The sequence below is a fragment of the Streptomyces sp. NPDC029296 genome (assembly GCF_055569255.1).
Genome location: NZ_JBVHXT010000001.1, coordinates 20588 through 43198, shown reverse-complemented (window position 1 = coordinate 43198; position 22611 = coordinate 20588). Strand labels below are relative to the sequence as shown.

General features: G+C 76.7%; 3 protein-coding genes. All 3 read left to right on the top strand.

The window, feature by feature from the left end; all coding sequences use genetic code 11:
• The first annotated feature begins 324 nt into the window (after positions 1 to 324).
• The 3 genes from ACZ4W9_RS00025 (at position 325) to ACZ4W9_RS00015 (ending at position 22610) form a co-directional block, all read left to right on the top strand.
• The gene (locus ACZ4W9_RS00025) at positions 325 to 1533 is read left to right on the top strand and encodes a cytochrome P450 (protein WP_467932070.1); all 1209 of its coding nucleotides are present in this window, start codon (positions 325 to 327) and stop codon (positions 1531 to 1533) included.
• Positions 1534 to 1634: 101 nt separating this feature from the next.
• Positions 1635 to 3008 (top strand): serine hydrolase domain-containing protein, encoded by a 1374-nt coding sequence (locus ACZ4W9_RS00020; RefSeq protein WP_467932069.1) that lies wholly within the window; start codon positions 1635 to 1637, stop codon positions 3006 to 3008.
• Positions 3009 to 3563: 555 nt separating this feature from the next.
• Positions 3564 to 22610 (top strand): non-ribosomal peptide synthetase, encoded by a 19047-nt coding sequence (locus ACZ4W9_RS00015; protein WP_467932067.1) that lies wholly within the window; start codon positions 3564 to 3566, stop codon positions 22608 to 22610.
• The last annotated feature ends 1 nt before the right edge of the window (position 22611 follow it).

The window sequence follows — 22611 nt, the reverse complement described above, 5'->3', positions numbered from 1 at the left end:
GGGATGGGATATGTCGGTTGGGCGCGCCATGCAACCGGGCTCGCCGCGGGGCCGTGGCCGGCCGCGCGGTCGCCGCGTCCTGCATCGCACCTGTTGAGGGCCGCGGGCCCGTCCCGGTGACGGGCCGCCGGCTGATGTCCCGCCACGCACCCGGAGACCCGGAGGCCGCGCGGGCCACGCGCCGCCGTTCCCGTCCGATGTCCCGAAAGCGTCGGCCCGGCCGTGTCCGGAACCGGCCGCGGTCCCGGCCGGCCCGGTGCCCGACGGCCTCCGCACGCATGACCCCCTGTGCCCGCACGTGCCAGCCGCTAGCAAGGAGACAAGGTGATCAGCAAGCAACCGACGGGCGAACGCCTCCTGCTGGAGGAGTTGCCCGACCGCTGGCGGGGCTTACGCGAGGGCGGGCCGGTGCGCCACGACGAGGCACAGGGCGTCTGGCAGGTGGTGGACCACGAGACCGTCGCCGCCGTGCTCGCCGATCCGGCGACCTACTCCTCGGACCTCTCCGCCCTCACCCCCACCCAGCCCGACTTCGAGACCTTCCGGCAGGGCAACTTCGTCGGCATGGACCCGCCGGAACACCGCAAGCTCCGCGCCCTGGTCAGCCAGGCCTTCACCCCCCGGGTCGTTCAGGGACTCGGGCCCCGGATCGAGGCCGTCTGCGCCCGGCTGCTGGACGCCGTCGCCGACCGCGACCGGTTCGACCTGGTGGACGCGCTGGCCTACCCGCTGCCGATCATCGTCATCGCCGAACTCCTCGGCATCCCTGCCGAGGAGCACCGCCTCTTCCAGGAATGGGCGGGCGTCCTGTTCGGCGGCGACCAGCTCGGCGAGGCGCCCGACATGGCCGACCTGGAGCGGGCCCTGGAGGCCATCGCCCCCACGGTGCGCGAGATGAACGGCTACATGCTGGAGTACATCCGTGCCCGGCGCGCCGACCCCGGCGACGACCTCACCAGCAGGCTCATCGCCGCCGAGGTGGACGGGGTGCGCCTGCGGGACCAGGAGATGGTCGGCTTCGTGGCGCTGCTGCTGGTCGCCGGGCACATCACCACGACCGCGCTGCTCGGCAACGCCGTCGTCGCCTTCGACCGGCACCCCGGCACGGATGCCGCGCTGCGCGCCGACCCCGCGCGCATCCCGGCCGCCGTCGAGGAGGTGCTGCGATGGCTGCCGCCCTTCCCCGAGCTGGGCCGCCGGGTCACCCGGCCGGTGGTCCTCGGCGGCCACGACATCCCGGCGGACGCCCTGCTGATGGCCCACCTGGGCGCCGCCAACCGGGACCCCGCCCGGTTCGCCGCACCCGACGTCTTCGACGTGACCCGGAGCCCCAATCCCCACCTCACCTTCGGGCACGGCATCCACTTCTGTTTCGGCGCACCCCTGGCCCGGCTGGAGGCGCGGATCGCCCTGCGTACATTGCATGAACGATTCCGCATGCTGACGGTCCCCTCCTACGAGGACATCGCCTACCAGAACCCGGCCGTCATCGTCGGCGTACGACACCTGCCCGTCGAGGTGGGCAGACCGTAGCCCCGGCGCGCCGCAGCGCCCCCCGGCCGGCCCCCGCACCGCTCGTCAGGGCCGGACCGGCACACCCGCACCTGAGACCCATCCAACGGAGTCCCCCTCTCATGCCGTACACCATCCCCGCCGCCCCGGCCGCCTCCCGGACACCGTCCCCGTCCCCCCGGGAGCCGCAGGACCTGCACCGGGAGCTGCAGGACCGGCTCGACACGCTGGCCCGGGCCCACCGGGTGCCCGGCGCCCAACTGGCCCTGGCCACCGGCACGGACGTGATCGCCGTGCACACCGGCACCGCCGACGTCGCGACCGGCAGCCCCCTCACCGCGGACACCGCCGTCCCGCTGGGCTCGCTCACCAAGCCCTTCACCGCCGCGCTCGTCCTGCTCCTGGCCGACGACGGCGACCTCGACCTGGACGAGCCCGCCGCCGGACAGCTCCCGGAGCTGGCCGGAATACCCGAGGTGACGATACGTCACCTTCTGTCGCACACCGGCGGGTTACCCACCGGCCCGGATTCGGACACCGCCGCCGCGACCACCGCCTCGCGCTATCTCGCCACCGTCTGCACCGACCGCGATCTGCTCTTCGAACCGGGGACCGACTTCTCCTACTCCAACGCCGGCTACGTCGCCGCCGGACGGCTGGTGGAGACGGTCACCGGCATGCCGTGGCCCGAGGCGGTCCGGGCGCTGCTCCTCGAACCCCTCGGCATCCGGCCCGCGTTCACCGACGACACCGCGCCCGCCCGCCCCGTGGCGGCCGGACACGCCGTCAACACCGCGACCGGACAGGCCCGTCCGGCCCGGCAGAACCTGGCACCGCTGGAGGCACCGGCCGGCGCGCTGCTCGCGAGCGCCTTGGATCTGATCGCGTTCGGCAACGCGCTCACCGGCCGCTCCGACCTGCTGCCGCCCGCCGTCGCCAAGGAGATGCGCCGGCCCGAGCGCGCCGCCCGCCCCGGCACGCTGGCCGACGGCTGGGGCCCCGGCCTGGCCCTGTACCGGCGGGACGACCGGATCTGGTGCGGCCACGACGGCAACGCCCAGGGCACGTCCTGCCATCTGCGGGCCGACGCGGCCGGCGGCACCGTCGTGGCCTTCACCGGCAACGCCGGCGCCGCGACCGCCCTCTGGCGCGACCTCGCCGAGGAGGTGACCCGGCTCACCGGCATCCCGGTACCGGCCGGTGCGCCCACGCCGGACCGGGGCCGGCCCGTCGCCCTGCCCGGCTGCGAGGGCACGTACCGCAACGGCACCACGACCTACCGCGTCGCGCCCGGCCCCGACGGCACGCCGGCGCTGTCCGTGGACGGGGACCTGCCGCTGCCGCTGGTCTGCTACGCCGACCTGTCCTGCGATCTGCGCGATCCGGACACCGGGCGCCTCGAACCCGGCGGGCGGTTCCACCGCGATCCGGCCACCGGCCGGGTCGACCGGGTACAGATCTCCGGGCGTACGGCCCGCCGCACCGACGACGGCTGAGGCGGGGCGCCGCCGGTACCGGTATCGATGCCGGTACCGGTAGGTGCTGTGCCGCCGTGCCGTGCCGGTTCGGGTCCCCTTCCCGGGGGCCCGGTGCCGGTGCCGGTTTCGGTTCGGGTGCCGGTGCGGTCCGGTTCCGGTTCGGGTTCGCGTCCCGCTTCGGTTCCGGTCCCGGTGTCCTGGTGTGGCCGGTTTCGTGGGTGCGGCCGCCAGGAGCCGGTGGCCGTCGTGGACCCGGGGTCCGGGTCGGTAGCGGCACCGGTGCGGTCCGTGCGACGGGCCCGGCCGGCGCCGAAGACCGGTGCCGGTCCGGCCGGTGCCGCTGCGGCCCCGGGTGCCGGCCGGTCCCCGGATCCGGCGGGCCGGGCCTCGCCCGGCGCCTCCGTGACCGGCCGTTGCGCCCCGGCACCGGTCACCGCTCCCCGGCGCCAGGCCCCGCCGCCCCGCACCGCCACCCCGTCACGCACCCCCGGTGACCCGCTCCCGCTCCCCTGCCCCGAGGCCCACCGGGGTCGCCCCGCGCCGTATCGTCCCGCTCTCCAAAGGACTTGACCCATGACGGACCTGCACGACAAGCCCGCTCCGGTGTCCCCCCTGCCGCAGTCCGGCCCCGCCGCCGGCACGCCGGAGAGCGACGCGGCGACGGCGTACCCGACGCTCGGCGAGCTGTTCACCGCCTGGGTGACCCGCACCCCGGACGCACCGGCCCTCACCGACGGGCGGCGGACCTGGACCTACCGCGAACTGGCCGCCCGCGCCGACCGGCTGGCCGCGCACCTGATGCGGCGGGGAGCCGGTCCGGACCGGGTCGTGGCCCTGGTCCTGCCGCGCTCCATGGAGCTGATCGCGGCCGAGCTGGCCGTCGCGCGGGCGGGTGCCGCCTTCCTGCCCGTGGACCCCGCCTATCCCGCCGAGCGCCGGGAGCTGATGCTCGCCGACGCCGGCCCGGCCGTCACCCTGGACGATCCGCGCGCGGTCGGCGAGCTGCTGGACACGGGCGAGCCGCCGGCCGCCGGGGACGGCACGGCTCCGCGGCCGGAAACCGGCGCGGACCACGCGGCGTACGTCATCTACACCTCGGGCTCCACCGGCACCCCCAAGGGCGTCACGGTCACCCATCGCGGCCTCGGCGGCTTCACCTCGGCCGCCGCCGAGCGGTACGCGGTGGGTCCCGGCGACCGGGTGCTCCAGTTCTCCTCGCCGAGCTTCGACGCCTCCGTGCTGGAACTCTGCGTCTCCGTCCTGTGCGGCGCCACGCTCGTCGTACCGCCGCACGGACCCTGGCTGGGCGACGAACTCGCGTCCGTCCTGGACGAGTTCGGCATCACCCACGCCCTCATCCCGCCCGCCGCGCTGGCCACGCTGCCCGATCCGGCGCGGGGTACGGGGCATGGTCTGCGCACGCTGATCGTGGGCGCCGAGGCCTGCCCGGCGGGGCTGGTGGACCGCTGGGCGCCCGGCCGCCGCATGATCAACTCCTATGGGCCGACCGAGGCCACCATCGTCGCCACCTGGACCGGGCCGCTCGGCGCCGGCCGGGGCACCCCGACGATCGGCGGCGCCCTGCCGCACACCCGGGTGTACGTCCTCGACGCCGGGATGCGGCCCGTACCGCCCGGCGCGGACGGGGAGTTGTACGTCGGCGGCGACGCGGTGGCCCGCGGGTACCTGGGCCGTCCGGGCCTGACCGCCGCCCGGTTCGTCGCCGACCCCTTCGGCGTGCCCGGCGCCCGCCTGTACCGCACCGGGGACCGGGCGCGCTGGACCGCCGACGGGGAACTGGAGTTCCTGGGGCGGCTGGACCGGCAGGTGAAGATCCGCGGCTTCCGCATCGAGCCCGGCGAGATCGAGGCGGCCCTGCGCCGCGCCGGGGGCGGGTCGGTCGGCGAGGCGGTGGTCGTGGTCCGCGAGGACGAACCGGGCCACCAGCGCCTCGTCGCGTACGTCACCCCGGCGGACCGGAGCATCCCCGCCGTACCGGCCGATGCCGCCGCGCCGCGCGCCGCCGCCCCGCCTGCTGTCGCCGGGCCGCGAAACGCCACCGTCCCGGCCTCCGCCGAGCCGCCTCGCACCACCTTTCCGGCCGGCGCCGACGAGTCGCGTGACCCCGCCGATGCGGCCGAGGCGGCCGAGCCGCTCGGCTCCGCCGGCCCCGCCGGACCGCGTGCCTCCGCCGCGTCGACCGGTTTCGCCGAACCGCCGGTTCCCGCCGCCTCGGCCGGTTCCGCGGGCCCCCGCGACGCCGTCGGGCGCCGCGACGCTGCCAGGCCCCACGATGCCGCCGTACCGGCCGACACGGCCGACCCGCTCGACCCCGCGGACCCCGCCGACCCGCTCGACCCCGCCGCCCTGCGCAGCGCGGTGGCAGCCCTGTTGCCCGCGCACATGGTGCCCGCCGCCGTCGTGGTGCTGGAGCGGATGCCGCTCACCCCGCAGCACAAGATCGACCGGCGGGCGCTGCCCGCGCCGGGACGTACGGTCACGGGCGGCCAGGTGGCGCCCCGGTCGGAGCGGGAGCGGGCGCTCGCCGCGATCTGGGGCCGAGTGCTGGGCGTCGACACGGTCGGGGTGACCGACGACTTCTTCGACCTGGGCGGTGATTCCCTCCTCGCCGCCCGGCTCCTCGCCCGCGTCCGGGACGAGCTGGGCGTCCGGCTGACCGTACGGGACGTCTTCACCGCGCGGACCGTCGCCGCCCTCGCCCCCCTGCTCGCCGACCCGTCGGCCGCCGCCGCCCCGGAGCCGATCCCGCCCGTCCCGGCCGAGGACGGCCTGCCGCTGTCCAGCGCCCAGCGACGGCTGTGGTACCTGGACGACCTCTCCGACGGCGGCACCGAGTACAACACCGGCGTGGCCCTGCGGCTGCGCGGCGCCCTGGACGCGGATGCGCTGCGCCGCTCCCTGCGCCGGCTCGCGGCCCGTCACGCCTCCCTGCGCACCACGTTCGCCACCGTCGACGGCCAGGGCGTCCAGCGGATCGCGCCGGAACCGGAACTGCCGCTGCGGACGGCCGACCTCGCCGGCGCCCCCGACGCGGAGGAGGCCGTCGAGGCGCTGCTCACCGAGGAGCTGAACCGCCCCTTCGACCTGGCGGCCGGCCCGCTCACCCGGGCCCTGCTCGTCCGGCTGGGCACCGGGGAGCACGTGCTCCTCCTCGCCCAGCACCACATCGTCACCGACGGCTGGTCCGTCGGCGTCCTCACCCGCGAACTCGCCGCCCTCTACCAGGCCGAGACCACCGGAACCCCCGACGGCCTGCCCGAACCCGCCGTGCAGTACCCGGACTTCGCGGTGTGGGAGCGGCGGCAGCGGGCCGGCGACGCGGACGGTGCCGACCTGGCCTACTGGAAGCGGCACCTGACGGACCTTCAGCAGCTGGAGCTGCCCACGGACCGGCCGCGCCCCGCCGTGCGCACCACCGCCGGCGCGGCCCACCGCCACGTCCTGCCCGCCGCGTTGGTCACCCGGCTGCGGCACCTGGCCGCCGGGCGCGGCACCACGGTGTTCACCCTGTTCGCGGGCGCGGCCGCCCTGCTTTTCTCGCGCTACTCGGGACAGCGGGACATCGCGTTCGGCACCGTCACCACCGGCCGCGGCCGACGGGACCTGGAGGAGGTGCCCGGGTTCTTCGCCAACACCGTGGTGCTGCGCGGCGAGGTGGACGAGCGGGCCACCGTGGACCGGTTCGTGGAGAGCATGCGGACGACCGTGCTGGACGCCTTCGCCCATGACGGCGTGCCGTTCGACCGGGTGGTGGAGGAACTCGCCCCGCCCCGCGACCCCAGCCGCACCCCGCTGATCCAGGCACTCGTCGTCCAGCAGAGCGCGCTGCCCGTGCCGCCGCTCGCCGGGGGGCTGCGCCTTGCCGAGCATCCGCTGCCCCGCCCGGCCGCCCGCTTCGACCTGGTCCTGGAGTTCACCCCGGCCGCGGACGGCGGCTCGGTCCTGACCGCCGAGTTCAACACGGACCTGTTCGACGCGGCGACCGTGGCCCGGATGACCTCCCATCTGCACCGCCTGCTGGAGGGCATGGCGGACGGCCCGGGCCGCACCCTGGCCGAACTGCCCATGCTCTCCGCCGGGGAACAGCGCACCCTGGTGGACAGCTGGAACCCGCCCGCCCGCCGGCTCCGGGACACCGGCCACGCCACGCTGCCCGACCTGCTGCACGCCCAGGCGGCCCGCACCCCGGACCGTACGGCCGTGATCTGCGGCCCGGACCGGCTGGACTACGCCGAGGCCGCCCGGCGCGCGAGCCGGCTGGCCCGGCAGCTCGTCGCGCGCGGCGCGGGCCCGGAGACCCTGGTCGCGCTGTGCCTGCCGCGCACCGCCGACCTCGTGCCCGTGCTGTGGGCGGTGCTCGGCTCGGGCGCCGCCTACCTCCCCGTCGACCCCGGCTATCCCGCCGAGCGGGTCGGGTTCATGCTCGCCGACGCCCGGCCCGCCCTCGTCGTCGCCACCCGGGAGACCGCCGCCGCCCTGCCCCCGGACTGCGACCCGCTGTACCTGGAGGACTGCGCCGACCCGGCGGTGCCCGGCACGGACCTCACCGACGCCGACCGGCTCCGCCCGCTGCTGCCGGACCATCCCGCCTACGTCATCTACACCTCCGGTTCCACCGGCCGCCCCAAGGGCGTCGTGGTCACCCACCGCACGGTCGCCGCGCTGGCCCGGTGGGCGGGGGAGCGGTTCGGCGCCCAGGAACTGACCCATGTGATCGCCGCGACCTCCCTCAACTTCGACGTCTCCGTCTTCGAACTGCTCTGCCCGCTCACGGCCGGCGGCACCGTCGAGGTCGTCGCCGGCCTGCCGGCCCTCGCCGACGGCACCGGACCCCGGCGGGCCGGGCTGCTCAGCGGCGTGCCCTCCGTCGTCTCGCGGCTGCTCGCGGGCGGCACGGCGCCCGTGACCGCCGGCACCGTCGTCCTCGCCGGCGAGGCACTGCCCGCCCAGACGCTCCACGAGCTGCGCGCCGCCCTGCCCGGCTGCCGCATCGCCAACATCTACGGCCCCACCGAGGCCACCGTGTACGCCACCGCCTGGTTCGCCGGGGAGCGGCTGCCGGAGCAGGCCCCGCCCATCGGCGCCCCGGTGGCACTCACCCGGGCCTACGTCCTGGACGGCGCCCTGCGGCCGCAGCCCGTCGGCGTCACCGGCGAGCTGTACCTCGGCGGAGCCGGCCTGGCCCGCGGCTACCTGAACCGGCCCGGGCTGACCGCCGCCCGGTTCGTCGCCGACCCGTTCGGGGCGCCGGGGGAGCGGATGTACCGCACCGGCGACCTGGTGCGCCGCCGCGCCGACGGCGCGCTGGAGTACGTCGGCCGGACCGACCAGCAGGTCAAGGTGCGCGGCTTCCGCATCGAGCTGGGCGAGGTGGAGGAGGCGCTGCGCGGCTGCGCCGGCGTGGCCGAGGCCGCGGCCGTCGCCGCCACCGACGGCGACGGCCACCGGCGCCTGGTCGGCTACGCCGTCCCGGCCCCCGGCCGGCGGACGGACCCCGAGGCCGTACGCCGGGAACTCGGCCGCACCCTGCCCGACTACATGGTCCCGTCGGTCGTCGTCGTGCTGGACGCCCTGCCGCTCAGCCCCAACGGCAAGGTCGACCGCGGCCGGCTCCCCGACCCCGGGCCCGCCGTGCGCGCCGTACGGCACGTCGCGCCCCGCACCCCCACCGAGCGCGCCCTCGCCACGATCTGGGCCGAGGTGCTGCGGGTGGAGCGGATCGGCGTCGACGACAACTTCTTCGAACTCGGCGGCGACTCGATCCTCAGCATCCAGGTGGTGGCCCGCGCCCGGCAGGAGGGCCTGCCGCTGACCTCGCGGGACGTCTACCAGCACCAGACCGTCGCCGCCCTGGCCCGCCGCGCGGACGCCGCCGGCGGCCCGCGCGAGGCCGCCCCCGCACCGGAGGCCGCCACCGGCACCGCCCCCCTGACCCCCATCCAGCACTGGCTGTTCGACGCCGCCGCCGGACGCGCCGGCCACTACGCCCAGGCGCTGTCCCTCCGGCTGCCCGGCGACCTGGATCCCGTGGCGCTCCAGGACGCGCTCAACGACCTGGTCGCCCACCACGACGCCCTGCGCTCCCGCTTCACCGCCGACGGCCCGGACGGCGCCCCCGTCTGGAGCGTCGAGGAGCGGGTGCCCCGCCTGCGCCTGGACCGGCACACCGGACCGGAGACCGACACCCCCCACTTCGGCCCCTTCGACCTCGCCCGGGGGCCGCTGCTGCGGGCCGTCCTGCACGACACCGGCACCGGCCCGTCCCCGGTGCTGCACCTCGCCGTCCACCACCTGGTGGTCGACGGCGTCTCCTGGCGGCTGCTGCTGGAGGACCTGGACCGCGCCTACCGGGCCCGCCGGGCCGGCCGCGACGGCGCCGCCGCGCTGCCCGCCAAGTCCTCGCCGCTGCGCCAGTGGGCCCGCCGGCTCGCCGCCCACGCGGCGGACGGCGGCTTCGACGACGAACGCGCGTACTGGGCCCGGGCCCTGCCCGCGACCGCACCCCCGCCGCCGACGGGCCCCGCCGGCACCTACGCCGAACAGCGCGCGGTCACCGTGCGGCTGAGCCCCGAGGACACCTCGGCGCTGCTGTGCACCCTGCCCGACACCTACCGCACCCAGGCCAACGACGTCCTGCTCGGCGCCCTCGGCCGGGTCCTGTGCGGCTGGAGCGGCCTGGAGCGGGTGCTGGTCGACGTCGAGGGGCACGGCCGCGAGGAACTCTTCCCCGACCTCGACATCAGCCGCACGGCCGGCTGGTTCACCACCCGGTACCCCGTCGCGCTCGCCGTCCCCGAGGACGCCGGCTGGGACACCGTGCTGAAGCGGGTCAAGGAGCAGCTGCGCGCCGTACCCCGCCACGGCCTCGGGTACGACGCCCTGCGCCGGCTCGCCGGCCGGGAGGCGGCGCCGCCCGCCCCGCGGGCGCGGATCAGCTTCAACTACCTGGGCCGGATGGAACTGCCGCAGGACCCCGACGGCCTCTACCGGGGCACCGTACGCCCCCTGGAGCTGGACGCCGACCCGGCGGCCGCCCGCCCGCACGCCCTGGAGGTCGTCGGGCGGCTCACGGACGAACGGCTGGAGTTCACCTGGTTCTACGCGGACGGACCGCACCGCGGGGAGGAGGTCGCCGGCCTCGCCCGGCGGTTCGCCGACGCGCTCGCCGACCTCGCCCGGTACGCCGCCCGGCCGGAGGCCGCCGGCCGCACCCCGTCCGACTTCCCGCTGGCCCGGCTCGACCAGGCCGCCGTCGACCGGATCACCGGCCCGGGCCCGGCGACGGTGGCGGACGTGTACCCGCTCACCCCCACCCAGGCGGGCATGCTCTTCCACGGCCTGTCCCAGGACGACCGGGGGGTCTACCTCCAGCAGCTGACGTTCGTCCTGGACGGCGTGCCCGACCCCGGCGCCCTCGCCGCCGCCTGGCAGCACGTGACCGACCGCACCGAGACGCTGCGCGCCCGGGTCGTCTGGCAGGACGTGCCCGAACCGCTGCTGGTGGTGGAGGCCCACCCCCGCCTGCCGGTCACCCACCTGGACTGGCGCGACCTGACCGAGGACGAGCGCCGCACCCGGCTGGACGACGTACTCGCCCGGGACCGCGCGCGGGGCATCGACCTCGGGCGGGCCCCGCTGCAACGCCTGCTCCTGATCCGCCTGTCCGGCACCGCCGTGCGCGTGGTGTGGTCCTTCCACCATCTGCTGCTGGACGGCTGGAGCATGTTCCAGGTCCTCTCGGACGTCTTCGCCCACCACGCCGGAAGCGGCCCCGACGCCCTCCCGCACCGCGCGCCGCACCGGGAGTACGTGGCCTGGCTCGCGCAGCGCGACCCCGCCGAGGCCGAACGGCACTGGCGGCGCCGCCTGTCCGGTCTGACCGAGGCCACCCGGCTGCCCTACGACCGCGAGCCGCGCGAGGCCCACCGCGCCGAGTCCACCCACGCCGTGCGCCGGGCACTGCCCCCGGCCGCCACCCGGGCGCTCCAGGAGCTGGCCCGGACCTCGGGACTCACCCTCAACACCCTGGTGCAGGGCGCCTGGGCGCTGCTGCTCGCCCGGCAGGCGGGCCGGGACGACGTGGTGTTCGGCACCACCGTCGCCGGCCGGCCGCCCGAGCTGCCCGGCGCCGACACCATGACCGGCCTGTTCATCACCACCCTGCCCACCCGGGTCACCGTCCCCGGCCACGGCACCCTGCTGGACTGGCTGCGCGCCCTCCAGCACGACCAGAGCGAGGACCGCCGCTTCGACCACTTGCCCCTCACCCGGCTGAAGACGTTCACCGAACTCCCCGAACGGACCGGGCTGTTCGACAGCATCGTCGTCTTCGAGAACTACCCGGTGGACGACGACCTCGCCGCCGCCCACGGGCTGCGCCTCAGCGGCCTGGAGGGCGTCGAGACCACCAACTACCCGCTCAGCCTGACCGCCTACCCCGGCCCGGAGCTCGCCCTGCGGCTCGGCTACGACCCCGCCCTGTTCGACACCGGCACCGCCGAGCGCATGGCCGAGTACCTGACCGTGCTGCTCACCCACCTGCCCGCCGGCTCCCTCCGCCCGCCCGCCCGGCTGCCGCTGCTCACCCCGGACCGCCGTGCGCAGGTGCTGCGTGCCTGGAACGACACCGCCACCGACCTGCCCGACACCACCGTCGCCGCCCTCTTCGCCGCGCAGGTGCGCCGCACCCCCGACGCCGTGGCCCTGGAAGCCGGCGACGACCGCCTCACCTACCGCGAACTCGACACCCGGGCCGAGGCGTTGGCGGACCGGCTGGCCGGCCTGGGTGTGCGGCCGGAACGCCCGGTCGGCGTGCTCATGGACCGGTCCGCGGACCTGATCGTCACCCAGCTCGCGCTCGTCCGCACCGGCGGGATCTACGTGCCGCTGGACGGCAGGGCCCCGGCCGAACGGCTGCGCCGGATGCTGGCCGAGGCCGGCGCGGACCTGCTGCTCACCGACGCCGGCCGGGAGCGGACGGCCCGGGAACTGCTGCCCGGCGACGGCGTCCTGCGGGTGGACGACACCTCCGTCGCGCCCGGTGCGCGGGCGTCCGCCGTCCACCCCGACAACGTCCAGTACCTGATGTTCACCTCGGGCTCCACCGGCACCCCCAAGGGTGTCGCGGTGCGCCAGCGGGACGTCGTCGCGCTCGCCCTGGACCGCGCCTTCGCCGGGCACGACCGGGTCCTGGTGCACTCGCCGCACGCCTTCGACGCCGCCACCTACGAGGTGTGGGTGCCGCTGCTGCGCGGCGGCACGGCCGTCCTCGCCCCGCCCACCGGGCTCGACGCCGCCCAGGTCCGCCGCGCCGTCACCGAGCGGGGCGTGAGATGCCTGTGGCTGACCGCCGGCCTGTTCCGGCTGCTGGCCCAGGAGGATCCCGGCTGCCTGCGCGGCGCCCGCGAGGTGTGGACGGGCGGCGAGGCCGTGCCCGGCGCGGTGGTCCGCCGGGTCCTGGACGCCTGCCCCGGCCTGACCGTCGTGGACGGCTACGGCCCCACCGAGACCACCACCTTCGCCACCCGCCGCGTCTTCCGCTCCGGCGACCCGCTGCCCGCCGTCCTGCCCATCGGCCGCCCCCTGGACAACACGCGCGTCTACGTCCTGGACACCGCCCTCCAGCCCCAGCCGCCCGGCATCCCCGGCGAGCTGTACATCGCGGGCGCGGGCCTGGCCCGGGGCTACGCGGGCCGGCCGGGCGCGACCGCCGCCCGCTACGTCGCCGACCCCTACGGCCCGCCCGGTACCCGGATGTACCGCACCGGCGACCTGGTGCGCTGGAGCGCCGACGGCGAACTGCACTTCGTCGGCCGCGCCGACGACCAGATCAAGATCCGCGGCTTCCGCGTCGAACCCGCCGAGATCGAGGCCCTGCTCACCGCTCACCCCGCCGTCGCCGAGGCCGTCGTCTCCCTGTACGAGGACGCCGGACGCAAGCGGCTCGCCGCCCACCTCGTACCGGCCGAGGGCGCCGAGGTGCCCTCCGCCGCCGATCTGCGGGCCCACCTGGCGGCCGGACTGCCCGACTATATGCTGCCCGCCGCGTTCGTCACCGTCCCCGGGCTGCCGCTGACGGCCAACGGCAAGGTCGACCGGCGGCGGCTGCCCGCCCCCGACTGGTCGGCGGGCGGCGAGCGCGCCCACCGCGAGCCGCGCACCGGCACCGAGCGGATCCTCGCCGGGATCTGGGCCGAGCTGCTCGGCGTCGAACGCGTCGGCGTCGACGACAACTTCTTCATGCTCGGCGGCGACTCCATCCTCAGCATCCAGGTGGTCTCCCGGGCCCGCGCCGCCGGACTCGCCCTCACCCCCCGCGACCTGTTCCGGCACCCCACGGTGGCCGAACTGGCCACCGCCGGCGGGGGCGCGGCCCCCGCCGTCGCCGGCACCGCCCCGGTCGCCGGACCGGCCGGCCTCACCCCGATCCAGCACTGGTTCCTGGACGCGGGACCCGCGCACCCCGCCTTCTTCAACCAGTCCGTCGTCGTGGAGACGCCCGGACCGGTGGACGAGGACGCCCTGCGCCGCGCCCTCACCGCCCTGTGGACCCACCACGACGCCCTGCGCGCCCGGTTCCGCCGCGCCGGCGACGGCGCCTGGCAGCAGGACATCGCCGCCCACGACGGCCCGGTCCCCGAACTGCTCGGACGCCACGACCGGCGGTCCGAGGAAGCCGTCACGGCGGCGGCCCACGCCCGACTCGACCTGGAAAACGGTCCGTTGTTCCTCGCCCGCCTGTTCACCGCCGACGACGGCCGGCCCGCCCGGCTGCTGCTCGTCGCCCACCACCTGGTGGTCGACGGCGTCTCCTGGCGGATCCTGCTGGAGGACCTGGAGACCGCCTACCGGCAGGCCGCCGCCGGCGAGCCCGTACGGCTGCCCGCCCGCACCACCTCCGCGGCCGAGTGGGTCCGCAGACTGCGCGGCCTCGACGTCGGCGGCCAGCTCGCCCACTGGGAGCGGGCCGCCCGGGCCTCGGCCGATCCGCTGCCCGTGGACGGCACGGGCGGCAACACCATGGCCGATGTCCGGGAGGTGACCGTACGGCTCGACCGCGAGCGCACCGACGCCCTGCTGCGCCGCGTGCCCGGTGTCTACCGCACCGGCGTGGACGACGTCCTGCTCACCGCGCTGGGCCGGGTCCTCGCCGACTGGACCGGACGCGCCACCGTCGCCGTCGGCCTGGAGGGACACGGCCGCGAGGACCGGTCGGCCGAGGACGTCGACCTGTCCCGCACGGTCGGCTGGTTCACCGCGCTGTACCCGGTCGCCCTGACCGTCCCGGCGGGGGACTGGGGCACCGCCCTGAAGGCGGTCAAGGAACAGCTGCGGGCCGTGCCCGGCCGGGGACTCGGCTACGGCGTGCTGCGCCACCTCCTCGGCGACCCACGGCTCAGCGACGCCCCCGAACCCGGCATCAGCTTCAACTACCTGGGCCGCTTCGACTGGTCCGCCGAGGACGCCGCCCTGGTCCGGGCGGTGCCCGGCGGCCTGGGCGGCGCGGAGGCACCGGACGCCGAACGGCCGCACCTGCTGGACGTCGTGGCCCGCGTCGAGGACGACCGGCTGGAGATCACCTGGTACTACGGCAGCGGACGGCACCGCGAGGAGACCGTCACCGCCCTCGCCGAGGGCATGCTGACCGCGCTCGGCGACATCGTCGCCCACTGCGCCCGCCCCGGCGCGGGCGGCCGCACCCCGTCGGACTTCCCGCTGGCCCGCCTCGACCAGACCGCCGTGGACCGCGTCGTCGGCGACGGCCGGGACGTCCAGGACGTCTACCCGCTCACGCCGATGCAGGAGGGCATGCTCTTCCACAGCCTGCTCGAACCGGCCGGCCGCACCTACGTCAACCAGGTCCAGCTCGTGCTGGCCGGCGTCACCGACCCGCACGCGCTCGCCGCGGCCTGGCAGCACACCGCCGACGCCAACCCGGTGCTGCGCACCCGCCTGGTCTGGCAGGAGACCCCCGAACCGCTCCAGGTCGTCCGGCACCGGGCCACCGTGCCCGTCACCCACCACGACTGGTCCGCCTGGCCCGGGGAACGCCGCGCACGCGAACTGGACCGGCTGCTCGCCGAGGACCGCGAGCGGGGCATCGACCTCGCCGCCGCGCCCCTGATGCGGCTGGCCCTGATCCGGCTGTCCCCGGACCGGGTCCGCCTGGTGTGGACCTTCCACCACGTCCTGCTCGACGGCTGGAGCGCCGCCCAGGTCTTCGACGAGGTCTGCGAGCGGTACGCCGCCCTCGCCTCCGGGCGCCGCCCGCACATCCCCGAACGCAGGCCCTTCGCCGACTACCTGCGCTGGCTCGCCGGGCGCGACACCGGCCTTGCCGAGCGGTACTGGCGCACCACCCTGGCCGGCTTCCAGGCCCCCACCGGACTGCCCCGCGACCGGCGCCCCGACGGGGCCCACCGCGCCTCCTCCTCCGGATCCGTGCGCATGACCCTCGGCCCGGACGTCTCCGCGCGGCTGCGGGAGACGGCCCAGCGCGCCGGGCTCACCCTCAACACCGTGCTGCAGGGCGCGTGGGCACTGCTGCTGTCCCGCTACGGCGGCGGCACCGACGTGGTGTTCGGCACCACCGTCTCCGGCCGGCCCGCCGAACTGCCCGGCGTCACCTCGATGGTGGGCCTGTTCATCAACACCCTGCCCACCCGGGTCCGCGTCGACGGATCCCGCCGGCTGCCCGAGTGGCTGGGAGAGCTCCAGGCCGCCCAGTCCGAGGCCCGCCGCCACGACTTCGTCTCGCTGGCCCAGGTGCAGTCCTGGAGCGAAGTGCCGGGCGGCACCGCGCTGTTCGACTCCCTCGTGGTGTTCGAGAACTACCCCTTCGACGCGGGCGCGCTGGCCCGGCACGGCCTCGCCATGGAGCAGGAACGGGACCTGGAGCCCACCAACTACCCGCTCAGCGTGGTCGTCGCGCCGGGCGACACCCTCACCGTGAACCTGGACTACGACCCGGCCGCCTTCGACGCCACGACGGTCACCGCGCTCGGCACGTCCCTGCGCGCCCTGCTGACCGGCATGGCCGCCGGCCTCGACCGACGCCTGGCCGAACTGCCGCTGCTGGACCCGGCCGAGGAGCGGGCGCTGGTGGCCCGGTTCGGCGGGCGGACCGCCGAGGCACCCCGGGGCACCCTGCCCGACGCGTTCCGGCGGCAGGCCGAACGCACCCCCGACGCCCCGGCCGTCCGCCACGGCGACCACCTGCTCACCTACCGCGAACTCGACGCCCGCTCCAGCCGGCTGGCCCGGCGGCTCATCGCCGCCGGCGCCGGCCCCGAACGCTTCGTCGCGCTCTGCCTGCCCCGCACCGCCGACCTGGTCACGGCGCTCCTCGCGGTGCTCAAGAGCGGCGCCGGCTATCTGCCCGTCGACCCCCAGTACCCGGCCGAGCGCGTCGCGTTCCTCTTCGAGGACGTACGGCCCGACGCCGTGATCACCGCCGCCGAGACCGCCGGCCGGCTGCCCGAAGGACCCTTCACCCGGATCCTGTGGGACGACGCGGGCCCCGGCGCGCCGGACACCCCGGTCGGCGACGGCGAACGGCACGGCACCCTGCTGCCCGGCCACCCGGCCTACGTCATCCACACCTCCGGCTCCACCGGCCGCCCCAAGGGCGTCGTCGTCAGCCACGCCTCCGTCCTCGCCCTCACCGACTGGGCGGCGGCCGAGTTCGCCGGCCGGGGACTGCACCACGTGGTGGCCTCCACCTCGCTCAACTTCGACGTGTCGGTCTTCGAGATCTTCGCGCCGCTGCTGTCCGGCGGCTGCGTGGAGATCGTCCGCGACCTGCTGGCCCTCGCCGAGCGCCCCGGGCCCTGGCGGGCCGGACTGCTCAGCGCGGTGCCCTCGGCGCTGGACCGGCTGCTCGCCGAGGACGCCGTACGGATCACCGCCGACACCGTCGTCCTCGCGGGGGAGGGGCTGCCCGCCCGGACCGTACGCCGGGTCCGCGACGCCATCCCGGGCAGCGAGGTGCGCAACATCTACGGCCCCACCGAGGCCACCGTCTACGCCACCGCCTTCACCTGCGACCCGGCCGACCCCGACCGCGACCCGCCGATCGGCCGGCCGCTCGGCGGCGCCCGCGCCCATGTCCTGGACGAGCGGATGCGGCCGGTGCCGGCCGGTGTGCCCGGCGAGCTGTTCCTCGCCGGGACCGGTGTCGCCCGCGGCTACCTCGGCCGCCCCGGCCTGACCGCCGCCCGCTTCCTGCCCGACCCGTTCGGCCCGCCGGGCGGCCGCATGTACCGCACCGGCGACCTGGTCCGCTGGACGGCCGACGGCGACCTCGTCTACCTCGGCCGCGGCGACGACCAGGTGAAGGTGCGCGGCTTCCGCATCGAACTCGGCGAGGTCGAGGCCGCCCTGGCCCGCCACCCCGCCGTGGCCGCGGCGGCGGCCCGCGTCCTCGAACACGACGGCCACCGCCGTCTCGTGGGATACGTGGTGCCTCGTACACCGACCCCGGCGGACGGCCCCGGGACACCGGGGACGACCACTTCGCCGGACCCGGACGGCCCCTCCGATGCCCGTCCGGCCGGTCTGCCCGACCCCGCCGAGCTGCGTGCCTTCCTCGCCCGGAGTCTGCCCGGCCACCTCGTCCCCGCGCTCGTCGTGCCGCTGGAGCGGCTGCCGCTGGGGGCCACCGGCAAGCTCGACCGGCGGGCGCTGCCCGTGCCCGAACGGGGGGCACCGGCCGCCGGGACGTCCGGCCGGCCGCCGCGCACCGAGGCCGAGCGGATCCTCGCCGCGATCTGGACCGAGGTGCTGGGCGTGCCCGAAGTCGGCGCGGACGACAACTACTTCACGCTCGGCGGCGACTCCGTCCTCGGTATCCGGATCGTCTCCGCCGCCCGCCGGGCCGGTCTCGCGCTGACCCCCCGGCACCTGTTCACCCACCAGACCCTGGCCGAGCTGGCCGCCGCGGCCGAACGGCTGCCGGCCTCGGCCGTCACCGCCGAGCAGGGCCCGGTGACCGGCGACGCCCCACTCACCCCCGTCCAGCACTGGCTGCTGTCCACCCTCACCGGCGACGCGGCCCACTTCAGCCAGACGGTCGCCCACGAGCTGGCCACGGACCCCGACGAGACACTGCTGCGGGCCGCCCTGGCCGCCGTACTGGAACACCACGACGCGCTCCGCATGCGCTACGAGCGCACCCCGGAAGGGAAGTGGCGGCAGTACGGCACCGCCCCCGGCGGCCAAGAGGCGTACCTGGAGGTGCACCACGGCGCGGACCCGGACACGGTGGCCGGTGCCCTCGGCGCCGGCTTCGACCTGGCCCGCGGGCCGCTGCTGCGGGCCGCGCTGTGCCGGCCCGCCGGCGGGGCCCGCCCGGTGCTGCTGCTGTCCGCCCACCACCTCGTCGTGGACGCCGTGTCCTGGCGGCTGCTCCTGGAGGACCTGGACACCGCCTACCGCGCCCTGCGGGACGGCGCACGCCCCGCCCTCGCCCCGAAGAGCACCTCGTTCCGCGACTGGGCACGGCGGCTCGCCGCGCACACCGAGGCGGGCGGCTTCGACGGCGAACTCCCGTACTGGCAGGGGCTCGACGCCGGCACCGGGCTGCCCGTCGACCGTCCCGGCGGCGCGAACACCGTCGCCGACGAGGACACCGTGACCGCCGGCCTCGACGCCGAGGAGACCCGCCGGCTGCTCCAGGACGTGCCGGAGGCGTACCGCACCCGCGTCAACGACGTGCTGCTCACCGCGCTCGGCCGGGTCCTGGCCCGCTGGACCGGCCGGGACCGGGTGGCGGTCACCCTGGAGGGCCACGGCCGCGAGGACCTGTTCGAGGACACCGACCTCGCCCGGACCACCGGCTGGTTCACCGCGATGTACCCGGTCGCCCTGGACGTGCCCCGGAACGCCGGCACCGGCGCCGTGCTGAAGTCGGTCAAGGAGACCCTGCGGGCCGTACCGCACGGCGGACTCGGCTACGGCGCCCTGCGCCACCTGCACCCCACCGCCGGCCCCGCACTGCCCGCCCTGCCGCCGGTCTGCTTCAACTACCTGGGCCGCCCGGACGCGGCCCCCGTCCCGGACGGCCTGCTGCACGCACCGCACGGCGGCCTGACCGGCGGCATGGACCGCTCGGCGCACCGGCCGCACCTCCTCGACGTCCTCGGCCGGGTCACCGACGACCGGCTGGAGTTCACCTGGTCGTACTCGAACGGGCTGCACCGGCGGGAGACCGTCGCCCGGCTGGCGGCCGAGCTGACCGACGAACTCCGCGCGATCGTCCGGCACTGCGCCGAACCCGGCGCGGGCGGCCGCACCCCCTCCGACTTCCCGCTCGCCCCGCTGGACCAGGCGGCCGTGGACCGGCTCGTCGGCGACGGAGCGGACGTCCAGGACGTCTACCCGCTCACCCCCACCCAGGCCGGCATGGTGATGCACGGCCTGGACGAGGCCGGACACGGGCTGTACGTCGAGCAGATCACCTTCGTGGCCGACGGCGCCCACGACGTCGCGACCCTGGCCGCCGCCTGGCGGCACGTGGTCGACGACACCCCCGTGCTGCGCACCTCGATCGCCCTGCACGGCGTACCGGTGCCGCTCCAGATCGTCCACCGGCACGTGACCCTGCCGGTCACCGAGCACGACTGGAGCGCCCTGCCGGCCGGGCGGCACGCGGCGGAACTGGAGCGGCTGCTCGCCGACGAGCGGGCCCGGGGCCTCGCCCTGGACCGGGCCCCGCTGCTGCGGCTCGCCCTGGTCCGGCTCGGCCCGGACGCGGTCCGGGTGGTGTGGACCTTCCACCACGTCCTGCTGGACGGCTGGAGCGTCTTCCACGTCCTGTCCGACGTCATGGCCGCGCACGCCGCCCTCACCCGGGGCGAGCGGCCCCTGCTGCCCGGGCGCAGGCCGTTCGCGGACTACGCCGCCTGGCTCGCCGCGCGCGACACCGCCGCCGCCGAGGACCACTGGCGCGGCGCCCTGGCCGGCCTCGGCGCCCCGACCCCGCTGCCGTACGACCGGCGGCCCGCCCCCGACACCACCGCCCGCTCCGGCACCTGGCTGTCCCGGCGGCTCGATCCCGGACGGTCCCGGAGCCTGACGGAGTTCGCCCGCCGCCACCGCCTCACCCTCAACACCCTGGTGCAGGGCGCCTGGGCGCTGCTGCTGGCCCGGTGGAGCGGGCAGCGGGAGGTCTGCTTCGGCACCACCGTCTCCGGACGGCCCGCCGGACTGCCCGGCGCCGACACCATCACCGGCCTGTTCATCACCACGCTGCCCGCCCGCGCCGAGGTCGACGGCACCGCCCGCTGCGACACCTGGCTGCGCGCCTTCCAGGAGGCGCGGGCCGAGGACCGCCGCCACGACCACCTGCCCCTGTCCCACCTGCACGCCTACACCGAACTCCCGTCCGGCACCTCCCTGTTCGACAGCCTGGTGGTCTTCGAGAACTACCCGGTCGGCGACGCCACCGCGGGCGCGCACGGGCTCGCGCTGCGCGACCTGGACGCCCGGGAGGCCACCAACTACCCGCTCACCGTGGTCGTCTCGCCCGGCGACCGGCTCACCGTCGAACTCGGCTACGACCCGCGGTACTTCGATGAGGCCACCGCCGGCTCGATGGCCGGGCAGCTGCTGCACACCCTGCACGCGCTGGCCGCCACGGACGGCACCGCCCGCCTCGACGACCTCGACGTGCTCCCGCCCGCCCACCGGGAACGGCTGCTGCGCGGCCCGTCCCGGCCCGCGCCCGCACCCGTGGCCGCCGCCCCCCTGCCCGCCCTCGTCGAGGCCGCCGTCGACCGCCGGCCCGCCGACCCCGCCCTCCAGGCACCCGGCACCCAGCTCACCTTCGCCGAGGCCGAGGCCCGGGCCAACCGGCTGGCGCACCGGCTCATCGCCCGGGGCGCCGGACCCGGCGACCTCGTCGCGCTGCTGCTGCCCCGCTCGGCGGACATGGTGCTGGCCCAGCTCGCGGTGGCGAAGACCGGCGCCGCGTTCCTGCCGGTGGACCCCGCCTACCCCGAGGAGCGGATCGCCCAAATGCTGCGCGACGCCGCCCCCGCCCTCACCCTGGACGCCAAGGAGATCGCCGCCCTGCTCGACGCGCCCCCGGACGGCACCCCGGGACACCGGCCCACCGACGCCGACCGGACCCGCCCGCTCGACCTGGACGACCCGGCCTACGTCATCTACACCTCCGGCTCCACCGGCACGCCCAAGGGCGTCGTCGTCACCCACCGGGGCATCGCCGCGTTCAGTGCGGCGGAGGCCGCCCACTACCAGGTCGCCCCCGGTGACCGGGTGCTGGCCTTCGCCACGCCCAGCTTCGACGCCTCCGTGCTGGAGCTGTGCATGTCCCTGCCGCACGGCGCCCGGCTCGTCGTACCCCGGCCCGGACCGCTGCTCGGCGCCGAACTCGCCGACGTGCTGCGCGCCGAACGCGTCACGCACACCCTGCTGCCGCCGGCCGCCCTCGCCACCCTGCCCGCCGACACCCCCGGCACCCTGCCGGACCTGAAGACCCTGATCGTGGGCGCCGACGCGTGCGGTGCCGAACTGGTCGCCCGCTGGGCCCCGCACCACCGCATGGTCAATTCCTACGGCCCCACCGAGGCCACCGTCGTCGCCACCTGGTCCGCCCCGCTGGAGCCGGACGGCACCGCGCCGCCCATCGGCCGCCCGCTGCCCGCCACCGGCGCCTACGTCCTCGACGCCCGGCTGCGGCCGGTCCCCGACGGCGTCCCCGGCGAACTGTGGCTGACCGGGCCGGCGCTGGCCCGCGGCTACCTCGGCCGGCCCGGGCTGACGGCCGCCCGGTTCCGCGCCGACCCGTTCGGGCCGCCCGGCACCCGCATGTACCGCACCGGCGATCTGGTGCGCCGCGACGGCGCGGGCGAACTGCACTACCTGGGCCGCACCGACCACCAGCTCAAACTGCGCGGCCACCGCGTCGAGGCGGGCGAGGTCGAGGCGGTCCTCACCCGCCACCCGGGCGTGCTGGACGCGGTGGTGACCGTACGCGAGGACGAACCGGGCCTGCCGCGCCTGGTCGCCCACCTGCTCACGGCCCCCGGCGCCCAGCCGCCCACCGCCGCCCGCCTGCGCGAGCTGGTCGCCCGCTCGCTGCCGGGATACATGGTGCCGTCGGCGTTCGTGGTGCTGGACCGCTTCCCGCTCACCGAGAACGGCAAGACCGACCGGGCCGCCCTGCCCGCCCCGGCCCCGGCCCCGGCCGGGGAGCGGGAGGCGGCGGAGTACGTGGCGCCCCGCACCCCCACCGAGGAGGCGCTGGCCGCCATCTGGGAGGAGATCCTCCAGACGCCCGCGGGCGCCGAGGACGACTACTTCCTGCTCGGCGGCGACTCCCTGCGCGCCCTGCTCATCGCCTCCCGCGCCAACGACGCGTTCGGCGTCACGCTCACCCCCCGCGACGTCCTGGCCTCCCGCACCGTCGCCGCCCTCGCGGAACTCGTGGAGGAACAGGTGCTGAGCGAACTGGAGGCGGCCGCGTACGGCGACCCCGAGGAAGGGGCCGCGTACGGCGCACCCGACGAAGACCCCGCGTACGGCGGGCACAGCCACGAAGACGCCGCGTACGGCGGCCCCGACCACGACGAACGGTGAG